Origin of the sequence: Georgenia ruanii, assembly GCF_009193175.1 — a bacterium.
Classification (GTDB): domain Bacteria; phylum Actinomycetota; class Actinomycetes; order Actinomycetales; family Actinomycetaceae; genus Georgenia; species Georgenia ruanii.
Genome location: NZ_VUKE01000005.1, coordinates 181,449 through 195,726, shown reverse-complemented (window position 1 = coordinate 195,726; position 14,278 = coordinate 181,449). Strand labels below are relative to the sequence as shown.

At 74.6% G+C, this 14,278-nt stretch carries 12 protein-coding genes and 1 other RNA gene; 6 read left to right on the top strand and 7 right to left on the bottom strand.

The genetic code is table 11. The annotated features are described in order from the left end of the window. Positions 1 to 765 carry an amino acid ABC transporter ATP-binding protein gene (locus GD880_RS07510; protein ID WP_152231054.1) on the top strand — a complete coding sequence of 255 codons (765 nt, stop codon included), beginning with the start codon at positions 1 to 3 and terminating at the stop codon, positions 763 to 765. A gap of 83 nt (positions 766 to 848) precedes the next feature. Here GD880_RS07510 and GD880_RS07505 read toward each other — a convergent pair whose 3' ends face one another. Both GD880_RS07505 and glnA read right to left on the bottom strand, forming a co-directional pair. After that, on the bottom strand, positions 849 to 3,902 hold the full coding sequence (locus GD880_RS07505; RefSeq protein ID WP_152230996.1) for a bifunctional [glutamine synthetase] adenylyltransferase/[glutamine synthetase]-adenylyl-L-tyrosine phosphorylase: 3,054 nt from the start codon (positions 3,900 to 3,902) through the stop codon (positions 849 to 851). Positions 3,903 to 3,933: 31 nt separating this feature from the next. Then, positions 3,934 to 5,271: a type I glutamate--ammonia ligase gene (gene glnA / locus GD880_RS07500; RefSeq protein ID WP_152230995.1), complete on the bottom strand. Its 1,338-nt coding sequence runs from the start codon at positions 5,269 to 5,271 to the stop codon at positions 3,934 to 3,936. Positions 5,272 to 5,446: 175 nt separating this feature from the next. Between glnA and GD880_RS07495 the strand changes: the two genes are divergently transcribed. Together GD880_RS07495 and panB are read left to right on the top strand one after the other, a co-directional pair. Then, positions 5,447 to 7,168, top strand: coding sequence for an NAD+ synthase (locus GD880_RS07495; RefSeq protein WP_152230994.1), 1,722 nt, complete (start codon positions 5,447 to 5,449; stop codon positions 7,166 to 7,168). Positions 7,169 to 7,236: 68 nt separating this feature from the next. Continuing rightward, entirely contained in the window at positions 7,237 to 8,118 is an 882-nt protein-coding gene (panB, locus tag GD880_RS07490) for a 3-methyl-2-oxobutanoate hydroxymethyltransferase (RefSeq protein ID WP_152230993.1), read from the top strand. Positions 8,119 to 8,157: 39 nt separating this feature from the next. Here the strand turns inward: panB and GD880_RS07485 are convergent, their stop codons facing one another. Then, entirely contained in the window at positions 8,158 to 8,352 is a 195-nt protein-coding gene (locus GD880_RS07485; protein ID WP_152230992.1) for an SPOR domain-containing protein, read from the bottom strand. A 66-nt stretch (positions 8,353 to 8,418) separates the two neighbouring features. Here GD880_RS07485 and map point away from each other — a divergent pair, with 66 nt between their 5' ends. The 3 genes from map (at position 8,419) to GD880_RS07470 (ending at position 10,536) form a co-directional block, all read left to right on the top strand. Beyond that, positions 8,419 to 9,306, top strand: coding sequence for a type I methionyl aminopeptidase (gene map, locus GD880_RS07480; protein ID WP_152230991.1), 888 nt, complete (start codon positions 8,419 to 8,421; stop codon positions 9,304 to 9,306). Next, complete coding sequence (gene ppgK, locus GD880_RS07475; RefSeq protein ID WP_319593253.1) at positions 9,303 to 10,106, top strand: polyphosphate--glucose phosphotransferase; 804 nt, start codon at positions 9,303 to 9,305, stop codon at positions 10,104 to 10,106. The genes map and ppgK overlap by 4 nt, the downstream gene beginning before the upstream one ends. Before the next feature lie 226 nt (positions 10,107 to 10,332). After that, positions 10,333 to 10,536, top strand: coding sequence for a PspC domain-containing protein (locus tag GD880_RS07470; RefSeq protein WP_226909458.1), 204 nt, complete (start codon positions 10,333 to 10,335; stop codon positions 10,534 to 10,536). 21 nt (positions 10,537 to 10,557) lie between these two features. On the opposite strand, the gene GD880_RS07465 is transcribed toward GD880_RS07470, so the two are convergent. From GD880_RS07465 to rnpB, 4 genes are all read right to left on the bottom strand, one after another. Continuing rightward, the gene (locus GD880_RS07465; RefSeq protein WP_226909457.1) at positions 10,558 to 11,178 is read right to left on the bottom strand and encodes a response regulator; all 621 of its coding nucleotides are present in this window, start codon (positions 11,176 to 11,178) and stop codon (positions 10,558 to 10,560) included. Beyond that, positions 11,175 to 12,914 carry a sensor histidine kinase gene (locus GD880_RS07460; protein WP_152230989.1) on the bottom strand — a complete coding sequence of 580 codons (1,740 nt, stop codon included), beginning with the start codon at positions 12,912 to 12,914 and terminating at the stop codon, positions 11,175 to 11,177. The genes GD880_RS07465 and GD880_RS07460 overlap by 4 nt, the downstream gene beginning before the upstream one ends. A gap of 15 nt (positions 12,915 to 12,929) precedes the next feature. Then, on the bottom strand, positions 12,930 to 13,607 hold the full coding sequence (locus GD880_RS07455) for a hypothetical protein (RefSeq protein WP_152230988.1): 678 nt from the start codon (positions 13,605 to 13,607) through the stop codon (positions 12,930 to 12,932). Positions 13,608 to 13,766: 159 nt separating this feature from the next. Then, positions 13,767 to 14,149: RNase P RNA component class A (rnpB, locus tag GD880_RS07450), an RNA gene on the bottom strand. Positions 14,150 to 14,278 lie beyond the last annotated feature (129 nt).

Here is a 14,278-nt window from a genome sequence, read left to right as displayed (position 1 = left end):
ATGATTCAGATCGACGGCGTGCACAAGCTCTTCGGCGAGCTGCACGTGCTGCGCGGGGTGGACCTGACGGTGCCCGCGGGGTCGGTGTGCGTGGTGCTCGGCCCGTCCGGGTCGGGCAAGTCCACCCTGCTGCGCTGCGTCAACCAGCTCGAGGAGATCGACGCCGGCCGCATCCGCGTCGACGGCGAGCTCGTGGGCTACCGCGAGGAGTCCCGCGGCGGGCGCAGCGAGCTCTACCGGCTCCCCCCGCGCAAGATCGCCCAGCAGCGCGCCCGCATCGGGATGGTGTTCCAGCGCTTCAACCTCTTCCCGCACATGACGGCGCTGGAGAACGTCATGGAGGCCCCGGTGCAGGTCAAGGGCCGGTCCAAGGCGGCCGCCCGGGCGCGGGCGGCCGAGCTGCTGGACCGGGTGGGCCTGGCGGACCGGGCCGGGCACTACCCCGCCCAGCTCTCCGGCGGCCAGCAGCAGCGCGTGGCGATCGCCCGGGCGCTGGCCATGGACCCCGAGCTCATGCTCTTCGACGAGCCGACCTCGGCGCTGGACCCCGAGCTGGTCGGCGAGGTGCTCGGGGTCATGCAGGACCTGGCCGCCGACGGGATGACGATGATGGTCGTCACCCACGAGATCGGCTTCGCCCGGGAGGTGGGCGACCAGGTGGTGTTCATGGACGACGGCGTCGTGGTCGAGCAGGGCCGCCCCGCCGACGTCCTGGACCACCCCACCCAGCAGCGCACCCGGGAGTTCCTCTCCAAGGTGCTCTGACCCCTCCCGCGACCAGCTCGCCATTGTGGTCGCAGCCAGATCGTCATGGTGGCTGCGACCGGAATGGCAGGTCGGTCGCTGGGTCAGCCGTAGAAGAGGTGCTCGACGACCGACCGGGCCCGCCTGGCGGCGCGCAGGTAGTCCTCCTCGAGGTCCAGCCGGCCGCCGGGCTCGTAGCCGAGGATCCGCGCGACCACCTCCAGGTCGCGCGACTCGTGCGGTAGCACGTCCAGCCGCCCGCCGGTGGTGCGCCCGGTGGCCAGGACGATGGCGTTGCGGATGCGCGAGGCCAGCTGCCACGCCTCGGCCAGCCGCGCGGCCGCGTCGGCCCCGACGAGCCCCGCCTCCCGCAGCGCGTGCAGCGCCGGCAGCGTCGAGGGCGTGCGCACCTCCGGCACCGCGCCGCCGTGGCGCAGCTGGAGCAGCTGGACGGTCCACTCCACGTCGCTCAGCCCGCCCCGGCCCAGCTTGAGGTGGCGGGTGGGCGGCACCCCGCGCGGCAGCCGCTCGGCCTCCACCCGGGCCTTGACGCGGCGCAGCTCGCGCTGGTCCGCCTCCCCCAGGCCCCCCGCGGGGTAGCGCACCCGGTCGATCAGCGCCCCGAACCGGGCCGCGAGCTCCTCGTCGCCGGCCACGGGGCGGGCGCGCAGCAGCGCCTGGCGCTCCCAGGGCTCGACCCACCGCTCGTAGTACTCGGCGTAGGAGGACAGCGAGCGGATTATCGGTCCGCTGCGGCCCTCCGGACGCAGGTCGGCGTCCACCGGCAGCGGCGGCTCGGCCCCGGTCTCGCCGAGCAGGGAGCGCACCGCCGAGGCCACCGCCACCGCGGTGCGCGCCGCCAGCTCCGGGTCCGCCCCCGGCACCGGGTCGTGGACGAAGAGCACGTCGGCGTCCGAGGCGTAGCTCATCTCCGCCCCGCCCAGGCGGCCCATGGCGACCACCAGGTAGCGCGAGGGTGGGGCGTCGAGCCCGGCCTCCGCCGTCGCCTGCGCCACGGCCACCTTCAGCGCGCCCTGCAGGGCCACGTCGGCGGCGGTGGAGATCATGTGCGCGGTGCGCGCGAAGGGGACGTCGCCGAGCACCTCGGCCAGGGCGGCGCGCAGCAGCTCACGCCGGCGCAGGTAGCGCGCGACCATGACGCCCGCCACGGGCTCGGTGCGCCGGGCCTGCAGCGCCGCGAGCTCGGCGGCCAGCGCCGCCTGCTCGCGCGGGACCAGCTCGGCGTCGTCGTCGAGCCAGGCCACCGCCTCGGGCAGGCGGGCCAGCGCGTCGGCCGCGTACCGGCTGGTGGAGAGCACCTGGGCCAGCCGTTCGGCCGCGGCGCCGGAGTCGCGCAACAGCTTGAGGTACCAGTGGGTGGTGCCCATGGTCTCGGAGAGCCTGCGGAAGGACAGCAGCCCGGAGTCCGGCTCCGGGCCCTGGGCGAACCAGCCGAGCATGACCGGCAACAGCTGGCGCTGGATCGCCGCGCGCCGCGACAGCCCGTCCGTCAGGGCGCCGATGTGCCGCAGGGCGCCGTCGGGGTCCAGGTAGCCGATGGCCCGCAGCCGGGCCCGGGCGGCCTCCGGCGCGAGCGCGACGTCCTCGGCGGAGAGCTGGGCCGTCAGCGGCAGCAGCGGGCGGTAGAAGATCTCCTCGTGCAGGTGGCGCACCTCGCGGCGGACCTGGCGCCAGCGGGTCTCGAGGGACTCGGCGGAGTCGACGCCGTCGGCGTGCATCGCCCGGCCCAGCCGGCGCAGGTCCGCCTCGTCCCGGGGCACCACGTGCGAGCGGCGCAGCCGGTGCAGCTGGATGCGGTGCTCGAGCACCCGCAGGAACCGGTAGTGGTGGGACAGCTCGGCGGCGTGGTCGCGCGAGACGTACCCGCCGCGGGTGAGCTGGTCCAGCGCCTCAAGCGTCGTCCCCGAGCGGATCGACGGGTCGGTGCGGCCGTGGACCAGCTGGAGCAGCTGGACGGTGAACTCCACGTCGCGCAGGCCGCCCTTGCCGAGCTTGAGCTGGCGGTCGGCGTCGGCGGCGGGGACGTGGTCCTCCACCCGCCGGCGCATCGCCTGGGCCTCCTCGACGAAGTTCTCGCGCTCGACGGCGGACCACACCATCGGCCCGAGCGCGGCCCGGTACGCCTCGCCCAGGGCCCGGTCGCCGGCGACGGGCCGGGCCTTGATGAGCGCCTGGAACTCCCAGCCCTTGGCCCACCGCTCGTAGTAGGCCACGTGCGAGGCGAGCGTGCGCACCAGCGGGCCGTCCTTGCCCTCCGGGCGCAGGTTGGCGTCGACCGGCCACAGCGCCAGCTCCGGGCCGGGCGCCTGGCACGCGCGGGCCAGCTGGGTGGCCAGCCGCGTCCCGACGGCGAGGGCCGCCGGCTCGGACAGGTCCGACCCGGGCGCGGGCTCGCAGACGTAGACGACGTCGACGTCGGAGATGTAGTTGAGCTCGCGCCCACCGGTCTTGCCCATCCCGATGACGGCGAGGCGCACGTCCCTGGCGCCGTCCGGCATCGCGGCCCGGGCCAGGGCCAGGGCCGCGTCGAGGGCGGCGCCGACGAGGTCGGCGATGGCCGCGGCGACCCGCGGGAAGTCGGCCACCGGGTCCGCGCTGACCAGGTCGGCCGCGGCGATCTGGAGCAGGCGGCGGCGGTAGGTGCGCCGCAGGGCGCCGACGCCGTCGTCCCCGGTCACGGCGGCGACCGGCACCGGGGCGTCCGGGTCCGCCCCCACCGCCCGCAGCGCCCGGGCCCGCTCGGCGGCCGGGTCGGAGTCCAGCGGCCCCGGCTCACCGGCCCGGTCGCGCAGCAGCGCGCCGTCCTCGGGATGAGCGACGAGCATGTCCCCCAGCGCCGAGGACGCCCCGAGCACCGCGAGCAGGCGGCCGCGCTGCCGGCCGTCCTCGGTCAGCACCGCCCGGACCCGGTCGCCCAGGCCGTGGTCGCCGGCCTGCTCGACGAGGCGCAGCAGCGCCAGCAGCGCCTGGTCGGGGTCCGCGCTCGCGCTCAGCGCCTCCGGCAGGGGCGCGTCCGCCGCCTGCGCGGCCTCGACCAGCGGCGCCAGCGCCGGGTCGGCGAGCAGGTGGTCGGCGCGCGGGGCGTCGGTGAAGCCGAGCCGGCGCAGCACGCTCGTGCGGGTCACCTGCCGTGCCATCACGCCTCCCCTCGGCCGTGCCGCGGCGCCGTCACAGCGCCGGGATGAACCGGCGCAGCTCGAACGGCGTGACCTGGCTGCGGTACTCCTCCCACTCGGTGAGCTTGTTGCGGACGAAGTACCCGAAGGTCTCCTCCCCCAGCGTGTCGGCCAGCAGCTCCGAGCGCTCCATGATCTGGATCGCCTCGTGAAGGGAGTTGGGCAGCTCCTGGATGCCCAGGGCGCGCCGCTCGGCCCTGCTCATGGCGAAGACGTCGTCGTCGGCGCCCTCGGGCAGCTCGTAGCCCTCCTGCACGCCCTTGAGGCCGGCGGCGAGGAGGACGGCGAAGGCGAGGTAGGGGTTGGCGGCGGAGTCCAGCGCGCGGTACTCGATCCGCGCCGAGCCGCCCTTCTCGGGCTTGTACAGCGGCACCCGCACGAGCGCCGAGCGGTTGTTGTGGCCCCAGCACACGTAGCTGGGCGCCTCCCCGCCGCCCCACAGCCGCTTGTAGGAGTTGACGTACTGGTTGGTCACCGCGGTGATCTCGCCGGCGTGGCGCAGCAGGCCGGCGATGAACGCCCGGGCGGTGTCGGAGAGCTGGTAGCGCCCCGAGGGGTCGTAGAAGGCGTTGCGGTCGCCCTCGAACAGCGACAGGTGCGTGTGCATTCCCGAGCCGGGGGCGTCGACCAGCGGCTTGGGCATGAAGGTGGCGAGCACGTCCTGCTGGAGCGCGACCTCCTTGACCACGGTGCGGAAGGTCTGGATGTTGTCGGCCATGCTCAGCGCGTCCGCATAGCGCAGGTCGATCTCGTTCTGGCCGGGGCCGGCCTCGTGGTGGGAGAACTCCACCGAGATGCCCATGGACTCCAGGGTGGTGATGGCGTCGCGGCGGAAGTCGTGCGCCGTCCCGCGCGCGACGTGGTCGAAGTAGCCGGCGGTGTCGATCGGCACCAGCGCGTCGTCGGGCCGCTGGGGGCGTTCGAACAGGTAGAACTCGATCTCGGGGTGGGTGTAGAAGGTGAACCCCGCGTCGGCGGCCTTGGCCAGCGCCCGCTTGAGGACGTTGCGCGGGTCGGAGCGGGCCGGCTCGCCCGTCGGGGTGAGCACGTCGCAGAACATCCGCGCCACGGAGTTCGCCTCCCCCCGCCAGGGCAGGATCTGGAACGTGCCGGGGTCCGGCTTGACCAGCATGTCCGCCTCGTACACGCGGGTGAGCCCCTCGATGGCCGACCCGTCGAACCCGATGCCCTCGGCGAAGGCCTGCTCGAGCTCGGCCGGGGCGATGGCGACGGACTTGAGAGTGCCCAGCACGTCGGTGAACCACAGCCGGATGAACCGGACGTCGCGCTCCTCGATCGTCCTGAGCACGTACTCCTGCTGCTTGTCCATCGGCCACTCCCTGGCTGCGCGCGTGCCGGCGGGTCCAGCGACCCGGAACGGCGGTCGGGTGCGGCCGGGGGTGCCGCACCGGACCATCATGGCGCACCCGACGCAGGTGGGAGCGTCGGCGCCCGGCGTGTGGTCCGCCGCGAAGGAAGTCAGCCGTCGGCAATAGGCTGGCGCCATGGCACCGCTCCGCATCGCCCTGGCCCAGGTCAACGCCACCGTCGGCGACCTCGACGGGAACGCCGCCCTCGTGCGCCGCGCCGTCGCCGACGCCGCGGCCGCCGGGGCGGACGTGGTGGTGCTGCCCGAGATGATGCTGACCGGCTACCCCATCGAGGACCTCGCGCTGCGCGGCTCCTTCCAGCGCGCGGCCGCGGCCCGCCTGGCCCGGCTCGCCGCGGAGCTGGCCGAGGACGGGCACGGCGACCGGCACGTCGTCGTGGGCTCCCTGGGCACCGCGGCCGACGGGCGCCCCACCAACACTGCCGCCGTGCTGCGCGGCGGGCAGGTCGAGCTGGTCTACACCAAGCACCACCTGCCCAACTACGGCGTCTTCGACGAGTACCGGATCTTCGCCGCCGGCTCCGACCCGGTGGTGCTCGAGGTCGCCGGGCAGCGGCTGGGCCTGGTCATCTGCGAGGACATCTGGCAGGAGGGCGGCCCGGTGGCCGCGATGGCCGGCATGGGCCTCGACGCCCTGCTGGTGCTCAACGGCTCCCCCTACGAGCACGGCAAGGGGGCGGTGCGCCGCCGCCTCGCGCGGGACCGCGCCGCCCAGCTCCGCTGCCCGCTGTTCTACGTCAACCTCGTCGGCGCCCAGGACGACCTCGTCTTCGACGGCCACTCCTTCGTCGTCGACGCCGCCGGCGAGCTGGTGGGGGCGGCCCGCGGCTTCGTCGAGGACCAGCTGGTCGTCGAGCTGCCCGGCGCCGGCGCCCCACCCCTCCTCCCGGCCGGGCACACCGTGCCCGCGCGGCAGGGCGACACCGAGCAGATGTACCGCGCCGTCGTGCTCGGGCTGCGCGACTACGTGGTCAAGAACGGCTTCCGTTCAGTCGTGCTCGGGCTGTCCGGGGGGATCGACTCGGCCCTGGTCGCCGCGGTCGCGGCCGACGCCGTCGGCCCCGAGCACGTCATCGGCGTCTCCATGCCCTCGCGGTACTCCTCCGAGCACTCCCGCGACGACGCCGCCGACCTCGCCGCCCGGATCGGGCTGGACTACCGCGTCCAGCCGATCGGTCCCATGGTCGACGCCTTCGAAGGCGAGCTGCACCTCAGCGGCGTCGCCGCGGAGAACCTCCAGGCCCGCATGCGCGGCGTGATCCTCATGGCGATCTCCAACGCCGAGGGCCCGCTCGTGCTCGCCACCGGCAACAAGAGCGAGCTCGCCGTGGGGTACTCGACCATCTACGGCGACGCCGTCGGCGGCTTCGCGCCGATCAAGGACGTGCTCAAGACCCACGTGTGGGAGCTGGCGCGCTGGCGCAACGAGGCCGCCCAGGCTGCCGGGCAGACCGAGCCGATCCCGTGGTCCTCGATCACCAAGGCGCCGTCGGCCGAGCTGCGACCGGGCCAGCAGGACTCCGACTCCCTGCCCGAGTACGAGCTGCTCGACGACGTCCTCCAGGGTTACGTCGAGCGCAGCCTGGGCCGGGCGGAGCTGCTGGCCTCCGGGTTCGACCCGGCCACGGTGGAGCTGGTGCTCACCCTGGTGGACCGGGCCGAGTGGAAGCGGCGCCAGTACCCGCTAGGGCCGAAGGTCACGGCGATGGCCTTCGGCCGCGACCGCCGCCTGCCGGTGACCAGCCGCTGGCGCGAGCAGCTCGCCGCGATGGCGCCGGGACCGGTGGACGTCGCCACGCCCGACGGCGTCCAGCCCCGTCCGGTGGACGCCCCCTGAGCGCCGAGCCCCCCATCCCCCACCGCGGACGCGCCGACGCGCCCGCACCACCGACCGGAGAGCGAGACATGACCGAGACCGACCGCCCGGACAGCGCCGGCGCGCCCATCTCCCCCGCCGCGCCGCCCGCCCCGGAGGGCGTCCCCGTGCCCAAGCGGGTGCGGGTGCACCACCTGCGCCAGGCCAAGGAGCGCGGCGAGGCGCTGACCATGCTGACCGCCTACGACGCCGTCACCGCGCGGATCTTCGACGAGGCCGGCATCGACATCCTGCTGGTGGGCGACTCCATCGGCGACAACATGCTCGGCCACCCCACGACCATCCCGGTCACGGTCGACGAGATGATCCCCGCGGTGCGCGCGGTCGCCCGCGCCAGCCGCCGCGCCCTGGTCGTGGCGGACCTGCCGTTCGGCTCCTACGAGGCCTCCCCGCAGCAGTGCCTGGCCACCGCCGTGCGGATGCTCAAGGAGGCCGGCGCCCACGCGGTGAAGTTCGAGGGCGGCGCCCACCTCGCCGAGCACGTCCGCCTGCTCACCCGCTCGGGCATCCCGGTGGTGGGTCACCTCGGCTTCACCCCGCAGGCGGAGAACCTGCTCGGCGGCAAGCGGGTGCAGGCCCGCGACAACGACGCCGCGGAGCAGCTGGTGGCCGACGCGCTGGCGCTGGCCGACGCCGGCGCCGTCGCCGTCGTCCTGGAGATGGTGCCCGCCCCGGTGGCCGAGCGGGTCACCGAGGTGCTGCCGGTGCCGACCATCGGCATCGGCGCCGGGCCCGGCTGCGACGGGCAGGTCCTCGTCTGGACCGACATGGCGGGGATGACCGGGTGGTCCCCCCGCTTCGCCCAGCGCTTCGGGGAGGTCGGCGCCGAGCTCTACCGGGCCACGCGGGCCTACGCCCGCGCCGTGCGGGAGCGGGCCTTCCCCGCCCCCGAGCACACCTACGAGCGCTGACCGCGGAGCGCCCCGACGCGCGCTGACGTCGACGCCGGCCTAGCCGGCGTCGACGTCGTCGTCCTCCTGCCACCGCGCGTCGGCGGCGTCCCACGCGGCGTTGCGCTCCTGGGCGTGGGCCAGGGCGGCCCGGGCGGCCTCCGCCGTCGGGTACGGGCCCATGCGCGTGGTGGCGCCGTGGACCTTGCCCTCCTCGATCTCGCCGGTGGCGAGGTTGTAGTAGAACTCGGCCATCGCGCGCTCCCTTCCGTCGTGCCCGCCCGATCGTCCCACGGCCGGGCCGGTCCGTAGACTCGGCCCATGCCCGACACCACCATGCTCGCCGACCGCGCCCCGCGCGGCACCCTCACCAAGGGCGTCGTCACCCCGATGCGCCCCGTCCCGGCCTCCATCCCCCGCCCGGAGTACGTCGGCCGCACGGGACCGGAGCGGGTGACCGCCTCCGAGGTGAAGACCCCGGAGACGATCGAGCGGATCCGGCGCGCCTCCCAGATCGCCGCGCAGGCGCTCGAGGAGGTCGGCCGGCACGTCCGGCCCGGGGTGACCACCGACGAGCTCGACGCCGTCGGGCACGAGTTCATGATCGACCACGGCGCCTACCCCTCGACGCTGGGCTACATGGGCTTCACCAAGTCGCTGTGCACCTCGGTCAACGAGGTCATCTGCCACGGCATCCCGGACTCGACGGTGCTCGCGGACGGCGACATCCTCAACGTCGACGTCACCGCGTACAAGGACGGCGTGCACGGGGACCTCAACGCGATGTTCCTCGTCGGCGAGGTCGACGAGGAGTCCCGCCTGCTGGTCGAGCGCACCAAGGAGGCCATGATGCGCGGGATCCGGGCGGTCAAGCCCGGCCGCGCCGTCAACGTCATCGGCCGGGTCATCGAGGCCTACGCGCGGCGGTTCGACTACGGCGTGGTCCGCGACTTCACCGGCCACGGCGTGGGCGAGGCCTTCCACTCGGGCCTGATCATCCCGCACTACGACTCCGCCCCCCGCTACGACGACGTCATCCGGCCGGGCATGGTGTTCACCATCGAGCCGATGCTCACCCTGGGCACCATCGAGTGGGAGCAGTGGGACGACGGCTGGACCGTGCTGACCAAGGACCGTTCGCGCACCGCCCAGTGGGAGCACACCATCGTGGTCACCGAGGACGGCGCCGAGATCCTCACGCTGCCGTGAGCACCGGGCAGCGCACGGAGCCGGCGCCGGCGGCGCGGCGACGCCGGAGCGTGCCGGTCGCCTTCGGCATCGACATCGGCGGTTCGGGCATCAAGGGCGCGCCGGTGGACCTGGCCACCGGCGAGCTCACCGCGGACCGGGTGCGCATCCCGACCCCCGACCCGTCCAAGCCGGCGGCCGTGGCCGCGACCGTGGCCGACCTCGTCGCCGGGTTCGACCTGCCGGCCGACGTGCCGCTCGGGCTGACCTTTCCCGCGCCCATCAAGCACGGGATCGTGGCGTTCATCGCCAACCTGCACAGGTCGTGGAAGGGCGTGGACGTCCCCGCGCTCATGACCGAGGCCACGGGCCGGCCGGTCAGCGCCGTCAACGACGCCGACGCCGCCGGCGTGGCCGAGGTCGCCTTCGGCGCCGCGCGGGACGTGCCCGGCGTGGTGCTGATGACCACGCTGGGCACCGGGATCGGCTCGGCCCTCGTCGTCGACGGCGTGCTCGTGCCCAACACCGAGCTCGGGCACCTGGAGATCGACGGCGACGACGCCGAGCACCGCGCCTCCTCGGCCGCCAAGGAGCGGGAGGGGCTGAGCTGGGAGCAGTGGGCCGAGCGGCTGCAGCGCTACTACGAGACCGTGGAGATGCTCTTCTCCCCCGACCTGATCGTCGTGGGCGGCGGCGTGAGCAAGAAGCACGAGAAGTTCCTGCCCCTGCTGCGCACGCGGGCGCCGATCGTCCCGGCCGCGCTGCGCAACAGCGCCGGGATCGTCGGCGCCGCCCGGCTCGCGGCGGCCGGGCACCGCTGAGACGCCGGGCACCGCTGAGACGCGCTCGCCGCGGGGACGCCGCGCGCCATCGCGGCGGACGCACCGGAGCCCGTGTGCCGGGGCGGCGCGGATGCCCCGACGATCGCGGATGCCCCGCACATCAGGGGGTGAACCAGGGGCGTCCCTGATGTGCGCGCGGCTCGGGTGCGGGACGGTGGTACCTCCAACACACCGACGCACCTGAGAGGGCCTCACCGTGGCCGACGTGCACACCACCTTCCGCCGTCAGGGACTCGTCCGTCCCCGCGACACCCGCATCATCGCCGGCGTCTGCGCCGGGCTGGGCCGCCGGTTCGGCCTCGGGCCCTGGGCCACGCGCCTGCTCTTCATCTTGTTGCTGATGATCCTGCCGGGCAGCCAGCTGATCGTGTACCCCATCCTGTGGATCCTCATGCCGAACGAGTACTGACGCGCCACCACGGCGGCGCCGCTAGCGCTGCTGGGCGCGGACGATCCGGGCGGCCTCGTGCCGGTCCGTCGCGCCGAGCTTGAGCAGCACCGAGGAGACGTAGTTGGCGACCGTCTTCTGGCTGACCCCGAGGCGTTCGGCGATCAACCGGTTGGGCAGGCCGCGGGCGACCAGGTCGGCGACCGTCCGCTCCCGCGGGGTCAGTCCATCGGCCGGCGGCTCCACCCGGGCCCCGGGCGACGTCCCGGTCCGTACCAGCCCCGCCCCAAGCACCGAGGCCCCGAGCTCGGCGGCCTTGATCGCGGCGATCACCTCGGCAGGCGGGGCGTCCTTGACGACGTAGCCCAGGGCGCCGGCGTCGAGGGCCTGCTGCACGGTGGCGGCGTCCTCGTACATGCTCAGCACGACCACCCGCAGCTCGGGAAGCTCCGCGCACATGCGGGCGATCGCCTGCTGGCCGGGCGCGTCGGGAAGCCCGAGATCGACGATGGCCATGTCGGGCCGGCAGCTGCCGGCGACGGCGATCGCCTCGGCCGCGCTGGCCGTCTCCGCGACCACGTCGTAGGACGAGGCCCGCAGCAACGTCACCAGCGCGGCGCGGAAGAGAGGGTGGTCGTCGACCACCATGACCCGGGTCGTCACGAGGCCTCCGTGGGGGCGGGCAGCGCCACGCTCACCCGCGTGCCGCCATGGGGCGGGGAGGTGATGGTCGTGCGCCCGCCGAGCTCGGCGGCGCGCTCGCGCATGGAGACCAGCCCGAGGCCGTGCGTCGCGCCGCCGTCGATGCCCACCCCGTCGTCGTCGATCGTGAGGTGCACTCCGGCCCGGTGCGAGACCAGCGCGATGCGGCAGTGCCGAGCCCGCGAGTGTCGAGCGACGTTGGCCAGCGCCTCCTGCGCGATGAGCAGCGCGGCCAGCTCGACCGCGGCCGGGACCGGGCTCAGGACCTCGTCGGTCAACCGGACCTCGATCCCTGCGGAGCCGAGCGAAGCGGCGCGTTGCCGGAGCGCCTCGACCAGCCCGTGATCGTCGAGGATGGCCGGGCGCAGACCGTGGGCGAGCCGGCGCGTCTGGTCGATCGCCTCGCGGATGCCGTGCTGGACCCGTTCGGCGACGCGCCGCAGCTCGGTGGCATCCGGCGGCGCCAGGGTCAGCATCGCGCTCACGCCCAGCCCCAGGCTGGCCAGCGTCGGTGCCAGGTCGTCGTGGAGGTCGCGACGGAGCCGCTTGCGCTCCTCCTCCCGTCCGCGCAGCACGTCGGCGCGCGCCTCGGCGAGCTCGACCAGCGCCTGGCTGCCCCGCAGCGCGGGCGCGGCACGGGCGAGCAGCGCCGCCACGGTGGCACGGTCGTGGTTCGTCAGCGCGGTCTCCGACCGCCGCGGAGCGACCCACAAGGTGGCGATCTGGGCACCGTGCCAGGTGACCGGGAAGGGCTCCGCCGACGCCACCACCTCCCCGCGGTCCGTCAGATGGACCGCCACGGCGCGGATCGAGTCGCGCACCTGATCGACGATCACCCCGGCGACGTCGTCCACCGGGGTGATCTGGTCCAGCCGGGCCTGGAGGTCGCGGGCGGCGTGCGTCGGACTGACCAGGCGCCCGTGCACCAGCCAGTGCGCCGTCCGGCGCGCGCCCAGCGCGACCGGAATGGTCGACCCCGCCAGCACCGCCGCTGCCGGCCACCCGCCCATCGCCGGCAGCGCCACCCCGAACACGATCGCCAGGACCACCCCGGCCACGACCACGGTCACCGTGCTGCGCAGGAGGGAGTCCACGTCGAGCGCCCGCGGGGTGAGCAGCCCCAGCACCAGGGCGACGGGGATGGGCAGCACCGCGATGTTCGCCGCGGCCAGCGCCAGCGGGTCTCCGTCGCCGGGGTCGCCGAACACCGCGAAGACCACGGCGAAGCCGGCGAACTCGGCGATCCCGCCCAGCACCACCCACCGGACCCGCTCGCGTTCGGCGGTGCTGAGCCGTCGGCGGTACCGGTAGACCTGGAACCCGAGCGTCGGGAACAGCGTCAGGAAGACCAGCCAGACCCACCAGGGCTCGTCCGCGACCCGGCTCCCGGTGGCGACGAACCACACGGTCAGGCCCGCCCAGAGCCCCGCCGGGGCGCCGCTCCAGCGCGGCACGAAGCTGCCGTCCGGGTAGGTGGCCATCAGGACGGGGTAGGCCGCGAACCACGGGGCGGCCGCCACGGTGGCCGGGCCGACCTCGAGGGCGGTCCCGGCGGTGCCGAGCAGCAGGAGCACGGTCGCCGCCCCGGTGAGCACGGGGACCCGTCCCCGACGCAGGCCGACGACGAGCGCGACGGCCAGCACCGCACAGACGAAGCCGGCGACCGTCATGCTCGCGATCAGCAACCCGCCGCTCACGCTGGCATCGTGCCATCAGGCGTGCCGCGCGGTGACGAGAAGCGCGACGCCGAGCACCAGGTAGAACGGGATGAGGACGAGGGCGCCCAACAGCGGGTGCACCAGGACCAGCGCCGCGGCCACGACGAGCACCCCACCCGCCACCGCGATCCAGCCGGTCCGCCGCCCCAGGGCACCGGTGCGCAGGATCGACAGGCCCACGGCGACCGCCCAGCCCGCGGCGCCGAACGCGGCCACCCCCACGCTCGCCCCGCCCACGGTGGCGATGGCCTGCATGGCCTCCCGCTGCACGTCGAGGGAGACGTCGATGTCTGCCAACGACCGCCCGATCAGGGACACCGAGGACAGGGAGATGCCGGCGATGCCCAGCCAGCCCGCGACGCCGACGACGCCCGACGCCGTCCCCACCGAGGCGGCCAGCGAACCCCGCGGCAGCAACCGAGCGAGGGCCGCGACCAGGACGAGGCTGCACACGGCGATCCCGCCGAAGGTGACCACCTCGTACGGCCCGGTCCATCGCTGCAGATCCCCGGGCGCGTCGTAATGGCCCGACTCGGTCGCTCCGGGAATCAAGAACAGGACCGCGACCGGCTGCAACAGGTAGAACAGTGCCGCCGCGACCGCGGCGCGGCCCGCCGCCCGCAGCAGCGACCGGTCGGTCTCGACCGTCGCCACATCCTCGGTGATCATCATGTCGCCTCCGCACCACGGGCGCCCCGTCGGCGCCGTCGCAGCAGAGCCAAGCAACCCGACGTCCCGGGAGAACAGGGCACCCGCTTCCCAGGCCGCGCGGGTGGCGAGCCCACGGGCCGAGGGGTGCGGCGCGTGACCCGGCCCGCGGGCGGGACGAGGCGGATGAGTCGGCCGATACGCCGGGTTCTGTCGCCGGGGCCCGTCGCCGGGCCCCGGGGGCGGCCATCCATCTAGGACGTGCGTTGCCGCACGCCTCCAGCGACCTACCCGCAGGCTCGGGCGGGCCGCCCTCGAACGCCTGCTGTCTGGTCTTGCTCCGGGTGGGGTTTACCGAGCCACGACGGTCACCCGCCGTGCTGGTGGTCTCTTACACCACCGTTTCACCCTTACCCTCCTGGCGGACCAGGAGGGCGGTCTGCTTTCTGTGGCACTGTCCCGCGGGTCACCCCGGGTGGGCGTTACCCACCACCCTGCCCTGCGGAGCCCGGACGTTCCTCGGCGCCCCGGCCAGGCCGGGACGACGCGACCGCCTGGCCGACTCATCCGCGCCGGACAGTCTACCGGGCCGACGGCGGTGCCCGGGAGACGCGACGGCGGACCGCCCCGGTCGTGGCGTCCCACCGGGCGGGCCACGTCCGTTTTCTGGTCGGATCGGGCGTTAGCATCCCTCG

Bases quoted from the DNA above. Each gene is read 5' to 3' on its own strand.
- GD880_RS07505 (WP_152230996.1), bottom strand. From the start codon at position 3,902: ATGGCACGGCAGGTGACCCGCACGAGCGTGCTGCGCCGGCTCGGCTTC.
- map (WP_152230991.1), top strand. From the start codon at position 8,419: ATGCCCGACACCACCATGCTCGCCGACCGCGCCCCGCGCGGCACCCTC.
- GD880_RS07455 (WP_152230988.1), bottom strand. From the start codon at position 13,607: ATGATGATCACCGAGGATGTGGCGACGGTCGAGACCGACCGGTCGCTG.
- GD880_RS07495 (WP_152230994.1), top strand. From the start codon at position 5,447: ATGGCACCGCTCCGCATCGCCCTGGCCCAGGTCAACGCCACCGTCGGC.
- panB (WP_152230993.1), top strand. From the start codon at position 7,237: ATGACCGAGACCGACCGCCCGGACAGCGCCGGCGCGCCCATCTCCCCC.
- GD880_RS07510 (WP_152231054.1), top strand. From the start codon at position 1: ATGATTCAGATCGACGGCGTGCACAAGCTCTTCGGCGAGCTGCACGTG.
- GD880_RS07485 (WP_152230992.1), bottom strand. From the start codon at position 8,352: ATGGCCGAGTTCTACTACAACCTCGCCACCGGCGAGATCGAGGAGGGC.
- glnA (WP_152230995.1), bottom strand. From the start codon at position 5,271: ATGGACAAGCAGCAGGAGTACGTGCTCAGGACGATCGAGGAGCGCGAC.